The sequence below is a fragment of the Candidatus Poribacteria bacterium genome, assembly GCA_021295755.1.
Lineage (GTDB): Bacteria > Poribacteria > WGA-4E > WGA-4E > PCPOR2b > PCPOR2b.
Genome location: JAGWBT010000130.1, coordinates 1 through 12,296, shown reverse-complemented (window position 1 = coordinate 12,296; position 12,296 = coordinate 1). Strand labels below are relative to the sequence as shown.

Sequence of the window (12,296 nt, the reverse complement as noted above, 5' to 3'; positions counted from 1 at the left end):
GTATTAGAACCCTTCGATCTCCAATGGCTCGAAATTGATATGTACGACCCAGAAGCGATCTTACAGATTAAAGAGTCCACAACCACCCGTATCTGTACGGGCGAAAACCTGTTCTACATGCGGGAGTTCATCCCCTATTTTGAACTACATGCTGCAGACGTGATGATGATTGACGTGGCGTGGAATGGGTTCACGCAATCTAAAAAAATCGGAGACCTCGCGGAGGTGTACCAGACCAATATCGCGCCTCACAACTACTACAGCCATATAGCGACGTACATGAGTGCAAGCCTATGTGCCGTCCTGCCCAATGTCCGCATTATGGAAATCGACATTGACGATGTACCGTGGAAAGATGACCTTGTCACCGATCCTCCGGAGATCATTGATGGTTACATGACGACTCCCACAAAGCCGGGATGGGGGACTGATCTGAATGAGGCGGAAGTCAAAAAACATTTGTGGGAGAACCGGTCTGCGAATTGGTAAGCAGCCGTATCTACGGTTTGAGTAGGAGTGATTATGCGGTCAATAAGTGAATGCAAAGCTATCATCTTTGACATGGATGGATTGATGATCGATACTGAAAGACTCGCGCTCAAAGCGTGGCAGCTTGCCGGCGCGGATTTCGGGTTTCCTATCAGCGATGACATTTTTATTACTATGGTGGGTCGAAATCGCCGGGATTCGGACTGCATTTTAGTTGAAATTTTTGGCTCCGATTTCCCAGTCGATGCTGTGCGAAAAAAACGTCGTACGTACGTCGATGGATGGATTGATGAGGGTAAGTTAGCCGTTAAATCTGGGCTTCTAGAATTGCTAAGTTTCCTAGACGAAATTTCAATGCCGAAGGCGGTGGCAACGTCTACAGGATACGAGCGAGCGATTCACAAACTATCACTCACAAATCTGCTAGACCATTTTCCCATAGTGATCGCTGGCGATCAGATACAAAAGGGTAAACCTGCCCCCGATATTTTTCTCGCTGCTGCGATGCGACTGGGGGTTCTCCCGGAGGGTTGTCTTGTCTTGGAGGACTCAGATGCTGGCATTCAGGCAGCCTATGATGCAGGGATGATACCTGTTATGATTCCAGACATGAAGCCACCTTCAGAGAAAAGCCTCACTTTTGCGCACAGAATTTTTGGAGGGCTAGGGGAGTTTCACAGCTACTTTCGGAAAAGTTTAGAGTTGATGTAACTGTGCTCTGCTGATGTAAATAATAATAGACTTAGAAAGGAGGGCCAAATGTCTGCACATACGTCCGATCCAATTCATGATATGTTCGTTCAATACAAAACAATTGCAGTGGTTGGGCTTTCTGCAAAGCTGGATCGTCCTAGTTATCGTGTTGCGAAGTTTTTGAAAGAACAGGGTTACCGGATTATTCCCGTAACTCCAACCTACGACGAGGTTTTAGGCGAAAAGGCATATCCAAGTCTGCTTGATATTCCTAAAAATCAACCTGTCGAAATTGTCGATATTTTTCGGCGTACCGAATACGTGCCAGAGATTGTTGATCAAGCTATCGAAATCGGGGCAAAGGTTGTCTGGATGCAACTGGGGATTATCCACGAAAATGCCGCAGCCAAAGCACGTTCACACGGTTTGCAGGTCGTAATGGACAAATGCACAAAGCCCGAATTTACAAACCGATTTCTGTCGCCTCAGGTGTGATATCAATGAACGCACTCACGCCCTAAAAATAAACAGAAATACCACGAACGCTACAGCAACGGGCAGAAAGCAGATGTCAGCGCCAAAGGACTTGCAACTGGCTTTGAACGCTTTTTCTTGCGACATATTGGTTTATTGCTATGCAAGACACATACATTTTATTCAAGCCTCTAAAAAGTCTGTGGGAGCGGATGCTCCCTCCGTTGAAGTATGCAACGACACGGTGGGTTCTTTTGCCCAAGCTGAAGTCGGATTCGGCGGAAATGCGATCCTATGCTGCGCAAGCGTTGGAATCAATGGGGGATGTGCAAGCCGTACTGCCTCTGATTAACGCTCTGCGGGATGCGGACAGCACTGTGCGACGTTTTGCAATCTCCTCGCTAGGAGCATTGCGGGATGCGCGGGCGGTTGAGCCGTTAATTCCTTTTCTGAACGATGTGGAACCGGATATGCGTTGCGCCGCTGCCGTTGCGCTGGGGGATTTGAGGGCTACCTACTCGGTTGAACCGTTGATTGCAGCATTAGACGATCCAGATCGATCCGTCTGTTCGGCGACGGTTATTGCTTTGGGGAAAATCGGGTCTCGACAAGCTATTGAGCCGCTTAATGAGTTGGCGAGGACGACCAACAGCGAGTGGCTGCGCCGCTATGTGAGTGAGACGCTGCATCAGATTGAGGAACATGAGAATAAAAATAATAGTTATAATGAGGTGTTATATTGAATCGAATTGAAGCAAAATTTGAGCAGTTACGCGCAGAGGGTCGGAGCGCGTTTATGCCATACATCTGTGCCGGAGATCCAACCGAAGAGATCAGTCGAAGACTACTTTTAACGCTTGAAGAGGCGGGTGCGGATCTCATTGAACTGGGCGTGCCGTTTTCCGACCCTATCGCGGATGGACCAAGCATCCAGAAGGCGAGTGAACGGGCGTTGACGGATAAAATCTCACTCCGAGGGGTTCTTGATATGGTTGAGACCCTTCGGCAGGAGACACAGATTCCGATTGCACTAATGACTTACTACAATCCAATTTTTCGGATGGGAGAAGCGGAGTTCTGCGCTGCAGCACACAAGGCGGGTGTAGATGGAGTCATTATTCCAGACCTTCCACCGGAGGAAGCCTCTACGTTGTTAAAGGTCGCTCCAACGCATGACCTTGCCACAATCTTCCTCGCCGCGCCCACAAGTTCGCCTGAGCGAATGCGTTTCATTGCGTCGGCCAGCACAGGGTTTATCTATTGTGTCTCGGTTACCGGCGTCACAGGGGCGCGTGCGACACTTTCCGATGAGATGCAGCCGATGATCACTGAGTTGAAGAAGCAGACCCCAAAACCGGTTTGTGTTGGGTTTGGGGTATCAACCAGTGAGCAAGCGAATACAGTCGCGCACCTTGCGGATGGAGTCATCGTTGGTAGCGCAATCGTTAACGTTATAGAATCACATCTGGGAGACGAAACGGCAATCTTATCGAACGTGAAGAAATTTGCGGAAGAATTGGCAGCGGGGGTGCGGGGAGAGATTTGACAAAAATCCCGATCCAATCGGGGCTACGAAACCTATCGTAAAATTACATCCGATAGGTTCGGTAGCGAGATTGTAACGCACCCCGACGCGGTTTCTCTTTAGGGTGAATACTGTAAGCAAATTGGTCACAGATTTGTGACAGATTGTCTATAAAATCTGACCAACTGTATGTTTTATCTTTATGGGCTTGCCCGTCAGCAAGAAGTAGGGCGAGCTCATAAAAATTCTGACGATTCTTTTGAGAGTCTTGACTGTGTGTCATTTTGACTTCCTTTCTGTTGATTTTTTGGCACTTCAGATTACTGAATTGAGCGAATTCTCTATAATCCTATAACTTTGAACAATAGAAAAGCTAGTGAGGGCACTGGCTTTCCTCAAGGAGGCACATTGATTGATTTTCAAGATGCAATAATAGTGCCAATATTTGTACTTAAGCCTTTGAGAACATCAAATCTGACGCAGCATATATAGACACCTTGATTTCAAATGCCCTTTGAACTACCAGACGAATTCTGGCAACGAGAATTGATGCGACAAATCGGGCAGCTGCGCAACCGTCTATGACCTGTTTTGTGCAACATCAGAGTTTCCGAAATCTTGCCTAAATTGATAAAACGTCTTTAGGCGCCTGCGGGTTTCTTAAAAAGATCCGAACTGTTGCTGTACAAAGACCATGAACGCCAAATCGGTGTTTCGCAATCGCAACAACATGTATCAAAAGTAGCACGATAAATCTATTACATAAAGGAGTAAATATTACAATGGCAACGGACCAACCCATTCGAGTTCGCTTCGCGCCCTCGCCGACAGGATTTCTTCATATCGGAGGCGCACGCACCGCACTGTTTAATTGGCTTTTCGCAAGGCATCATGGCGGAACATTCATCCTTCGAATTGACGATACCGATGAAGCCAGATCCACCGACGAATCGATGCAGGGCATCTACGATTCGATGGAATGGCTTGGACTTGATTGGGATGAAGGACCGAGGGCTGGAGGACACCACGCACCTTACATTCAAACGGAGCGCGGTGATCTCTATGACAAATATGTGCAGCAGTTACTCGACACAGGTAACGCGTATCGCTGCTACTGCACTCCCGAAGAATTGGATCAGATGCGGACGCTTGCTCGTGTGGAAAAACGCCCACAGGGGTACCCCGGAAAGTGTAGACATCTGACAGAAGCGGATCGACAGCAACTCGAAGCGGAAGGACGCAAATCAACGATTCGGCTCAAAATCCCGGAAGGTGCAATCATTGTGCGCGATCTCGTGCTGGACGTGGTAAAATTTGAGGCTGACACGCTTGACGACTTTATTATTGTCAGATCCAACGGTTCGCCGCTCTACAATTTCACTTCGATCGTTGATGATATTGAAATGGGAATAACGCATATCATCAGAGGGGCAGACCACCTGTCTAACACCCCTAAGCAGCTCCTAATCTGTCAAGCACTCGACATTGACCCGCCGCAGTGTGCACATCTGCCGATGGTGCTCGGCAGCAGCAAGGGCGAGAAGTTAAGTAAGCGGCACGGTGCTACCTCCGTTGGACAGTACCGCGATGATGGGTATCTGCCGGAGGCGTTGATTAATTTCCTCGTGCGGCTTGGTTGGTCCTACGACGACAAAGAGGAAATTTTTTCCGTTGACCAACTCGTTGATAAATTTGACTTTGAGCGGGTAGGAAAGAGCGGCAGTGTCTTTGACATCAAAAAGCTCCAGTGGTTAAACGGGCACTATATCACACAGTTAGACCTGCCTGCACGCACCGATGCAGTCATCCCCTTCTTGCGGAAAGCGGGTTTTCTAGAGGAAGAAAAAAGCCGGGCCTGGCTGGAGCAATTTATTGCAGCGGTTGGAGATCGATTGGAAACACTAGCGGATATTACCGCCTACAGTTACCTTTTCACCGACGATTTTGATTATGACCCCAAGGCGGTTAAGAAGTGGTGGAAAGGCGATCCCGCTGAGATTTTGCAGGGACTCCGCGATGTTTTAGCGGCGGTTGAAGTGTTTGAAACGGAGCCGGTTGAAGCGGCAATTTGGGCGCACATTGAAGCGAAAGAGATCAGTCGGATCAAGGCGATGCAGCCGTTACGGGTTGCACTGAGCGGCGAATCGGGGGGCCCCGGCTTATTTGATATTATCATCCTGCTCGGCAGAAAAAAGGTGCTTGAGCGGTTAGACAGGGCTATCTACCATATTCAAGAGACTTCATAACAATTGACGATGCTAGAAACCCGAAGCGAGAGGCCTTCTTTGTTATCGAGTTATTCTACCTTGGGTGGATGTTCACCAGCAGCGTGAAGTAATCGTTGTAAATTGAGAAGTTGAGGACGATTCAGATGTAAGGCATCTATGGTTGCTCTGCCTGTCCTAGTTCGTCCAATGATGTACATGAAGTCCGCACTCCAAACGAAGTGTCTCGACCATCGTTGCCGGCGGGAATTAAAGGGCGGAACGCGCTGTCCTGTATGTGGGTCTTGAGCGTGGGTTTTGGTATATTTGTGACTATTGCACCATGGACATGCCCACGCCAAATTGTCCAAAGCTGTTGTTCCGCCAGCATTTCTTGGTTAGATATGTTCGCAGTAAAAGGAGGCATTGGTAAAATCGGCGGGGCAACGGCAGAATTCGCAAAGTCCCCGTGCTTGCTCGTTCACTTGGCGGCGCAATGAGAGGGAGATACGCTCAGAAGTCGCCATTGCCGTCTTTCAAACCAAGTTCTGCCATGATGCTCCGCAATGTTGTTCCACGGCGTTGTGCTAAGGTGCTGAGAGCTTCAATGCGCTTGATGTTTCGAGCCTCCAACTGTTGGAGCAACGATTGGTATTCAGTAAGTTCATGTTCCGTCAGTGTTGTCGCTTCACACTTGCGGCGCAACTCCTCATAGCGTTCCTGTTCAGTAGGAGGCAAGAAGGAATGTTCCTGAATCAAAGTTACTAGTACTGCTTCATCTTTCTCTCCATTTTGCTTTTGCCACTCCGAAAATTGCTGCGTGAATTCGCGCAGTTCAGCCGGCGGCAATTGCTTAACCACACTAAGCAAATCTTCGACAGTCAATTCACTGTGAATTTGTACGGCGGACATGAAACGCTCTCCTTTCCACAGGGCTTACAATGTCCCTCACTGACGCTGCTGTGCTCTCTGAATCTTTGCCCAAGTGTCCCGCAGCGTTACCGCCCGATTGAATACCAGTTTTTCATCGGAGGAATCGGGATCTACACAGAAATAGCCCGTTCTTAGGAACTGGTATTGGGTTCCCGGCACGGCATCGGCGAGACTGGATTCAACTCGGCATGATTCCAATATCTCCAGTGAGTTTGGATTCAAATTCGCCTCGAAATCATCATCCGTGAGAACGTTGGGATTCGGTTCGGTAAAGAGATGATCGAATAGGCGAACCTCGGCTTCAAGTGCGTGAGGTGCGGAAACCCAGTGCAACGTTCCCCTTACCCTACGTCCATCGTCAGACCACCCTCCCCGTGTATCCGGATCATAAGTGCAATGTAGCTCAGTAACTTCTCCCGTCTGCTCATCCTTAACCACATCGACACATGTAATATAGTACGCGTGTTTTAAGCGTACTTCACGACCGGGTGCCAAACGGAAGTATTTCCGTGGTGGATCTTCCATAAAATCTTCCCGTTCAATGTAAATCTCACGTGAAAACGGAATTTTCCGATGCCCCATACTCTCGTCCTCTGGATTGTTCTCGGCATCTAGCTCTTCCACCTCGTCCTCCGGATAGTTATCAATAATCACCTTGAGTGGACGCAGGACAGCCATCACACGTGGCGCACGTATATTCAAATCTTGACGCAGGCAGTATTCAAGCAGCGCAATATCGACCAGATTATCGCTTTTCGCCACGCCGATACGATTGCAAAAATCTCGGATGGCTTCCGGGGTGTAGCCACGTCTTCGGAAACCGGATAGTGTCGGCATACGCGGATCATCCCACCCGCTGACATAGCCAGATTCCACGAGTTGGACGAGCCACCGTTTGCTCAATATCGTATTGCTGACATTGAGTCGAGCGAACTCAATCTGCTGCGGATGATAGATTTCCAATTCGTCAAGATACCAATCGTACAGGGGGCGATGGTCCTCATATTCGAGCGAACATAACGAGTGGGTGATACCCTCTATAGAATCGCTTTGGCCATGCGTGAAGTCGTACATCGGGTAGATACACCACTTGTCGCCCTGTCTATAATGCGTTGCCCGCCGAATGCGATACATGACCGGATCCCGCATGTTCAGATTGGGAGATGCCATATCAATTTTGGCGCGAAGTGTGCGCTCGCCGTCCGAAAACTCACCTGCCCGCATGCGCACGAAAAGATCGAGGTTTTCCTCAGCGGAGCGGTCACGATCCGGGCTGTTCACCCCCGGCTCCGTCAACGTGCCACGATGCTCCCGTATTTCGTCGGGATTCAGATCGCAGACGTATGCCTTACCTTTCTGGATGAGTTTCACAGCATATTCGTAAAGCTGTTCAAAATAGTCCGAGGCGTAGAACTCTCGGTCTTCCCAATCAAATCCGAGCCATCGGATATCCTTCTGCTGTGATTCCACATATTCGATGCTTTCCTTGGTCGGATTGGTATCGTCAAATCGCAAATTGCAAAGCCCATTGAAATCTTCCGCCACGCCAAAGCTAATACAGATAGCTTTGGCATGACCAATATGTAGGTAACCGTTTGGCTCCGGCGGAAACCGCGTGTGCACACGACCGTCAAATCGGTTTGTCCGCAAATCCTCCTGAACCGCCTGCCGAATAAAATCAGTCGTGAGTGTGGAATCGTTCGTACTGTTTTTTGCTGTTTCGGTTGTTTCATCTTTCATGGTGTTTTCCTCGATTTATTAAGATAGTGTATATAATCCGATGTTCTCTCAAGAGTCGATGAGAGGTTCGGAAATTATAGGAAAGATTCGCGTGGTTGTCAACCTGATTTCTACAGTGAGCGCCTATTTTATGAGGAAGTTGTTAAGCAGAAGCACGGTATGTCCTTACTGACAGAAGAGTATCGTCAAAAACCTTCTGTAAACTGAAAAAAGTTGACTTTTAACCTGACTTTGTGATAATCTGATCGCCATACCTCGGAGATATCTACTGACGTTGGCAAGTTTTCATTGTTTTCAAGCCAAAATTTCTAGCAAAAAAAGGATTTATCGAATGCAATTCAAACGTTTATGTCTGACGATAACTGGAAAGCAGATAAAAAAGAAAGCACTATTTTTCAGGTTTAGCCTTTTATTCGCGGCCGTCCTGTTTTTGCAGAGCGGCACCGCCCAAGTCGACGAGTTGGTCCTTGGAGGGCATACGGCTTATGTCTGGTCTGTAGCGTAGCGGGAGCCGGGACAAGACAATTCGGTTGTGGGATGCCCGTACCGGTGTGCACAGGAAAACCCTTAGAGGGCATTCGGAGGTGGTCTTTTCCGTAGCGTATTCTCCGGACGGAAACACGCTCGCCAGCGGGAGCCGGGACAAGACAATTCGGCTGTGGGATGCCCGTACCGGTGCGCACAGGAAAACCCTTAGAGGGCATTCGGAGGTGGTCTTTTCCGTAGCGTATTCCCCGGACGGAAACACGGCGGGAGCCGGGACAAGACAATTCGGTTGTGGGATGCCCGTACCGGTGTGCACAGGAAAACCCTTAGAGGGCATTCGGATATGGTCTTTTCTGTAACGTATTCCCCGGACGGGAACACCCTTGCCAGTGGCAGCCGGGATGACACGATTCGATTGTGGGACGCCAACACCGGCGCGCTCAAGAGGATTCTTAGAGGGCATAGGGATGATGTCTGGTCTGTAGCGTATTCCCCGGATGGAAAGACCCTCGCCAGTGGGGGCAAGGACGAGACGATTCGATTGTGGGACACCCTTAGCGGCGCGCTCAAGAAGACTCTTAAAGGGCCCATGGGTGATGTCGAGTCCGTAGCGTTCTCCCCGGATGGAAAGACCCTCGCGAGTGGGAGCCATAACGATGACAATATTACCTTGACGATTCAGTTGTGGAACGCCGGTACCGGTGTACACGAAATGAACCTGAGAGGACATAGGGCTGCTGTCATGTCCGTAGCGTTCTCTGCGGACGGAAATACACTCGCTAGTGGAAGCCAGGACAAGATGATTCGGCTGTGGGACGTCAGTTCCAGAACGCACAAGAGGACCCTTGAAGGGCATAAGGGTGATGTCATGTCTGTAGCATATTCCCCGGGCGGAAACACGCTCGCCAGTGGCAGCCGGGACGACACGATTCGACTGTGGGGTACCGGCTCCAGGATCTTGAGAGGGCATAGGGATGATGTCATGTCTGTAGCGTATTCCCCGGGCGGAAACACGCTCGCCAGTGGCAGCCGGGACGACACGGTTCGGCTATGGGACGCCAACACCGGGAGGCTCAAGAGGATTCTTAGAGGGCATAAGGATGATGTCAGATCTGTAGCGTTCTCTCCCGACGGAAGTGCCCTCGCTAGTGGGAGCAATGACCACACGATTCGACTGTGGAACGCCAACACCGGCGCGCACAGGATGACCCTTACAGGGCATGGGTGGTGGGTTACTTCCATAGCGTATTCTCCGGATGGAAAGACCCTCGCCAGCGGGAGTGAGGACGACACGATTCGGCTGTGGGACGCCAACACCGGCGCGCATAGGATGACCCTCAGAGGGCATACCGATGATATCATGTCCGTAGCGTTCTCTCCCGACGGAAGCACCCTCGCTAGTGGGGGTGGGCGCAGCATTTGGCTGTGGGATGTCAACACTGGGGCGCACAGGAAGACCCTTACGGGGCATTGGTGGGTCACTTCCGTAGCATTCTCCCCGGACGGAGAGACCCTCGCCAGTACGAGCGAGGACGGCACGATTCGACTGTGGAACGCCAACACCGGCGCGGGTGAGATGATCCTTAGAGGGCGCGCATATAGGGGATTCGAGAGGGATGTCATGTCCGTAGCGTATTCCCCGGACGGAAGGACCCTGGCTAGTGGGAGCAAGGACCGGACAATTCGGTTGTGGAACCTTGAAGCCCTATGGGATTCGGCACCGACAATGACGATTACCGGACCAACTGGCCCAGTGACTGGACCGTTCGGTGTAACGATTCGGTTCAACAAGCCCGTGGCAGGCTTTGAGGCGACCGACATCCGGGTCAGCAATGGTTCCCTAATGAAGTTGTCGGGTTCCGGCACTGCCTACACGGCGAGGATCGCGCTCGACAACCCAGGCCAAGTGACAGTCGATGTGCTCGCCAATGCGGTCCAGAACATAGAGGGCGTAGGGAACACCACGGTTCAGCGATACAGCGTCCGATACGATCCTCCAATCTCTGAAGAGCCAATCCTTAGAGGGCATACGGGTGGGATTATGTCCGTAGCGTTCTCCCCGGACGGAAGGACCCTCGCCAGCGGCAGCCAGGACGGCACGATTCGGCTGTGGGACGCCAACACCGGCGCGCATAAAATGACCCTCAGAGGGCATACTCCCAGTTCCGTAGCGTTCTCCCCAGATGGCTATACGCTTGCAAGTGGGAGCGGAGACCGGACAATTCGGCTGTGGGATTCCCGTACCGGAACGCACAAAAGGACCCTTGAAGGGCATACAGGTGGAATCTGGTCCGTAGCGTTCTCTCCCGACGGAAGGACCCTCGCCAGCGGCAGCCAGGACGACACGATTCGGCTGTGGGACGCCAACACCGGCGCGCGTAAGATGACCCTCGGAGGGAATACTGTCACTTCCGTAGCATTTTCCCCTGATGGATACACCCTCGCCAGTACGAACGAGGACGGCACGATTCGACTGTGGGACGTACCCACTGGCTCGAACGAGAAGACTCTGAGACCGGGGCCAAGGTATACAGGATCCCGGTCTGTCGCGTTCTCTCCCGATGGACGCACCATCGCCAGCGGCAGTTATGACGGTACGATTCATCTGTGGAACCCCTTTACCGGTGTGCACGAGAAGGCCCTGAAAGGACATACGGATAATATCATGTCTGTAGCGTTCTCCCCCGACGGAAGTACCCTTGCCAGTGGGAGCGCGGACAACACGATTATGTTATGGGACGCTCATACCGGCGCGCACGAAAAAACTCTTACAGGTCATAGGCTTAATGTTATGTCTGTAGCGTTCTCCCCCGACGGAAGTACCCTTGCCAGCGGGAGTGCGGACAACACGATTCGGTTGTGGAACCTTGAAGCTCCATCGGATCCAGGGCTGACGGTGATGAGCACCGGGCTGTCGAGTCCGGCGGTCAGTCCGTTCAACGCGACGATCTCGGTCTATTCTGTAGCGTTTTCTCCGGATGAGAGGGTCTTGGCTAGCGGAAGTGATGACGGGACGATTTGGCTGTGGGACGCCCGTACCGGCACACACATGACAATCCTTGAAGGGCATACAGGTGATGTCACTTCTGTAGCGTTTTCCCCGGACGGGAGGGGCTTGGCTAGCGGGAGTGATGATGGGACGATTTGGTTGTGGGACGCCCGTACCGGCGCGCACATGACGACCCTAAGGGATCGATAGCAGGTTTGTCACGCTGTATAATTTTTGTCGGTTCTGACAGCGGCTATGTATTGGCTGAGTCGAGGGCAAGAATCCATGATAAAAAGCGTCTAACTAGTTTTGCGAGCGAGCGAACCGGACGTGAAACGGGGCGAGGTCGTCGTCAAGCGAAACGCCCCTCTCGAAAATCGGCGGATGCCAACGGTACGTGTGTTTTGCTACAACCAGCTGCCCCCATCGGAATGTAAGTCCGCATCGCGTGAAAATAGAGCGAACCCCACTCGTTCCAGAGACATGGATACCCTATCGCCCTCGCCCATGCTGCCGATGTCCAGATCACAACTTATGATACAAAGGGGCGGTGGTGCGTTAGTTAGAACTAGGACATCAAACTGTAGGCTTCTGCACTGTTCGGGCAGATGAATAAAACAAAAGCGGGGAATTGATCACAAGTGGTGGTACTTTTACCATCTGTCCGCTGATGAATATTTTGCCACTAGTACACTGTCAGGCAAATTATGCTTGTGTATATTGGTTGAAAGCAAACGGTAACATATATAATAATTCCAAAACT

10 protein-coding genes and 8 pseudogenes are annotated in these 12,296 nt (G+C 50.9%); 15 read left to right on the top strand and 3 right to left on the bottom strand.

The features are described 5' to 3' along the window. The 5 genes from J4G02_17455 to trpA all read left to right on the top strand — a co-directional run. Positions 1-489 (top strand): mandelate racemase/muconate lactonizing enzyme family protein (locus J4G02_17455; GenBank protein ID MCE2396325.1); only part of this gene is annotated, 489 nt, incomplete at its 5' end. 33 nt (positions 490-522) lie between these two features. Further along, positions 523-1,200 (top strand): HAD family phosphatase, encoded by a 678-nt coding sequence (locus J4G02_17450; protein MCE2396324.1) that lies wholly within the window; start codon positions 523-525, stop codon positions 1,198-1,200. 48 nt (positions 1,201-1,248) lie between these two features. Then, positions 1,249-1,677, top strand: coding sequence for a CoA-binding protein (locus J4G02_17445; protein MCE2396323.1), 429 nt, complete (start codon positions 1,249-1,251; stop codon positions 1,675-1,677). A gap of 140 nt (positions 1,678-1,817) precedes the next feature. Further along, positions 1,818-2,399 (top strand): HEAT repeat domain-containing protein, encoded by a 582-nt coding sequence (locus J4G02_17440; GenBank protein MCE2396322.1) that lies wholly within the window; start codon positions 1,818-1,820, stop codon positions 2,397-2,399. After that, entirely contained in the window at positions 2,396-3,202 is an 807-nt protein-coding gene (gene trpA / locus J4G02_17435; protein MCE2396321.1) for a tryptophan synthase subunit alpha, read from the top strand. The genes J4G02_17440 and trpA overlap by 4 nt, the downstream gene beginning before the upstream one ends. A gap of 43 nt (positions 3,203-3,245) precedes the next feature. On the opposite strand, the gene J4G02_17430 is transcribed toward trpA, so the two are convergent. Then, positions 3,246-3,464, bottom strand: a complete 219-nt coding sequence (locus tag J4G02_17430; GenBank protein ID MCE2396320.1) for a hypothetical protein — start codon at positions 3,462-3,464, stop codon at positions 3,246-3,248. Between the two features lie 499 nt (positions 3,465-3,963). Here J4G02_17430 and J4G02_17425 point away from each other — a divergent pair, with 499 nt between their 5' ends. Beyond that, positions 3,964-5,427: a glutamate--tRNA ligase gene (locus tag J4G02_17425; protein MCE2396319.1), complete on the top strand. Its 1,464-nt coding sequence runs from the start codon at positions 3,964-3,966 to the stop codon at positions 5,425-5,427. Positions 5,428-5,898: 471 nt separating this feature from the next. On the opposite strand, the gene J4G02_17420 is transcribed toward J4G02_17425, so the two are convergent. Both J4G02_17420 and J4G02_17415 read right to left on the bottom strand, forming a co-directional pair. Further along, positions 5,899-6,297, bottom strand: coding sequence for a hypothetical protein (locus J4G02_17420; GenBank protein MCE2396318.1), 399 nt, complete (start codon positions 6,295-6,297; stop codon positions 5,899-5,901). Positions 6,298-6,333: 36 nt separating this feature from the next. Beyond that, positions 6,334-8,058, bottom strand: coding sequence for a glutamine--tRNA ligase/YqeY domain fusion protein (locus J4G02_17415; protein ID MCE2396317.1), 1,725 nt, complete (start codon positions 8,056-8,058; stop codon positions 6,334-6,336). 524 nt (positions 8,059-8,582) lie between these two features. On the opposite strand from J4G02_17415, the pseudogene J4G02_17410 reads away from it, so the two are divergent. From J4G02_17410 to J4G02_17370, 9 genes and pseudogenes are all read left to right on the top strand, one after another. Continuing rightward, positions 8,583-8,965: pseudogene (locus J4G02_17410) on the top strand (WD40 repeat domain-containing protein). 561 nt (positions 8,966-9,526) lie between these two features. After that, positions 9,527-9,727, top strand: a pseudogene (locus J4G02_17405) (hypothetical protein). 21 nt (positions 9,728-9,748) lie between these two features. After that, a pseudogene (locus J4G02_17400) lies at positions 9,749-9,976 on the top strand (PD40 domain-containing protein). A 144-nt stretch (positions 9,977-10,120) separates the two neighbouring features. Then, a pseudogene (locus J4G02_17395) lies at positions 10,121-10,660 on the top strand (PD40 domain-containing protein). Positions 10,661-10,681: 21 nt separating this feature from the next. Then, positions 10,682-10,906: pseudogene (locus J4G02_17390) on the top strand (PD40 domain-containing protein). Positions 10,907-10,927: 21 nt separating this feature from the next. Further along, a pseudogene (locus tag J4G02_17385) lies at positions 10,928-11,158 on the top strand (PD40 domain-containing protein). 51 nt (positions 11,159-11,209) lie between these two features. Further along, positions 11,210-11,284, top strand: a pseudogene (locus tag J4G02_17380) (hypothetical protein). Between the two features lie 51 nt (positions 11,285-11,335). Then, positions 11,336-11,575: pseudogene (locus J4G02_17375) on the top strand (serine/threonine protein kinase). Between the two features lie 18 nt (positions 11,576-11,593). Further along, the gene (locus J4G02_17370) at positions 11,594-11,743 is read left to right on the top strand and encodes a hypothetical protein (protein ID MCE2396316.1); all 150 of its coding nucleotides are present in this window, start codon (positions 11,594-11,596) and stop codon (positions 11,741-11,743) included. Positions 11,744-12,296 lie beyond the last annotated feature (553 nt).

Coding starts and splice junctions, on each gene's coding strand:
- J4G02_17445 (MCE2396323.1), top strand. CDS start 1,249: ATGTCTGCACATACGTCCGATCCAATTCATGATATGTTCGTTCAATAC.
- J4G02_17425 (MCE2396319.1), top strand. CDS start 3,964: ATGGCAACGGACCAACCCATTCGAGTTCGCTTCGCGCCCTCGCCGACA.
- J4G02_17440 (MCE2396322.1), top strand. CDS start 1,818: ATGCAAGACACATACATTTTATTCAAGCCTCTAAAAAGTCTGTGGGAG.
- J4G02_17450 (MCE2396324.1), top strand. CDS start 523: ATGCGGTCAATAAGTGAATGCAAAGCTATCATCTTTGACATGGATGGA.
- J4G02_17415 (MCE2396317.1), bottom strand. CDS start 8,058: ATGAAAGATGAAACAACCGAAACAGCAAAAAACAGTACGAACGATTCC.
- J4G02_17370 (MCE2396316.1), top strand. CDS start 11,594: ATGACAATCCTTGAAGGGCATACAGGTGATGTCACTTCTGTAGCGTTT.
- J4G02_17420 (MCE2396318.1), bottom strand. CDS start 6,297: ATGTCCGCCGTACAAATTCACAGTGAATTGACTGTCGAAGATTTGCTT.
- J4G02_17430 (MCE2396320.1), bottom strand. CDS start 3,464: ATGACACACAGTCAAGACTCTCAAAAGAATCGTCAGAATTTTTATGAG.